Genomic DNA, 1,251 nt, shown 5'->3' with positions numbered 1-1,251 from the left:
ATAACTAGAAACTACCATTTCTTCTTACTATTGCAACTTCTTTATTCTACTCTGATAACTTAACATAAAATTTTGTCAACAGAATCTAGTTGGCAAATATCGCGTATCAAATTTACATGTTAGTACTATTAACAATCCAATAATCTCAAGAGTAAGCGGTATCGTAGAATCGATGAAACCAACTACTCATGGTATGCAGGTTATATTATATCAAGTAAAAATTCAGAAACTTAAACAAGTTTTACAAAAAGTCAGAATAAGTATGCCGGCAAAATATGCCCAAAAAATTAATATTAACGATAATATCAGCCTAGTGGCAAGGCTTTATAAACCACAAAGCAGTATTCTGCCGGGTGGTTATGATTTTGGCTTTTATGCATATTTAGCGGATATTAATGCTACTGGCTATGCACTGTCCCCCCTTAAAATTATAGCACATAGTGATCTCTACACTAATAGTTTTGTCTATAAAATTAAAAAAAATATTTACAACCGCCTGATTCAAATACTTGGTTCTATAAAAGGTAATTTCGCTGCTGCAATATTACTAGGTGAAAGCAAAGCCATCGATCGAAAATTAATGAAAGAAATGAGACAAAGCGGTATATCCCATATACTTTGCGTTTCCGGCTTACATTTATCATTGGTAGCGATGCTGTTTTTTATATCCACCAGATTCTTGTTAAATTTATCAAACTATATTGCTTATAATTATGACATAAAGTTAATTGCAGCAATTTGTTCTTTAATAGGAAGCTATGGTTATTTGCAACTAAGTGGCATGCAAATTGCTGCTACCAGAGCCTTCATTATGACAGCAATCTTTATTTATGCGGTTATGATAGGACGCAAGCCATACCCTCTAAGGTCATTAGCAATTGCGGCGTTCATCATATTATCAATGAATCCAGAATATATATTTCACCCAAGCTTCCAATTATCTTTTGTCGCAGTATTATCACTAACTGCTGGTTATGAATTTTACATAAGGAATCAATGGATATTAGGTGAAAGCAAGGGCATATTTTCTTCAATCAAATTTTATATTGCCTCTAATATTTATTCAAGCTTCCTTGCCGGTATAGTTACTGCTCCCGTTGTAATAAACCAATTTTATACATTTCCTACTTATTCTATTCCGATGAATCTTATTGCTATACCAATAATACGTCAATTCGGGATAAGGGATAAGAAAAAATAAAGGAGATATAGGAGTTGCAAGGAGTTAATGCCTGTGATAAATGTTTTTTT

1 protein-coding gene is annotated in these 1,251 nt (G+C 32.8%); it reads left to right on the top strand.

Features of this window, described 5'->3' with window-relative positions; genetic code table 11:
- Nucleotides 1-172: 172 nt before the first annotated feature.
- Nucleotides 173-1,201, top strand: coding sequence for a ComEC/Rec2 family competence protein (locus RiCNE_RS07010; RefSeq protein WP_094649832.1), 1,029 nt, complete (start codon nucleotides 173-175; stop codon nucleotides 1,199-1,201).
- The last annotated feature ends 50 nt before the right edge of the window (nucleotides 1,202-1,251 follow it).

This window comes from Rickettsia endosymbiont of Culicoides newsteadi (assembly GCF_002259525.1).
Lineage (GTDB): Bacteria > Pseudomonadota > Alphaproteobacteria > Rickettsiales > Rickettsiaceae > Tisiphia.
The sequence above is the reverse complement of the archived record's forward strand: the minus strand, read 5'-3'. Positions and strand labels throughout refer to the sequence as shown.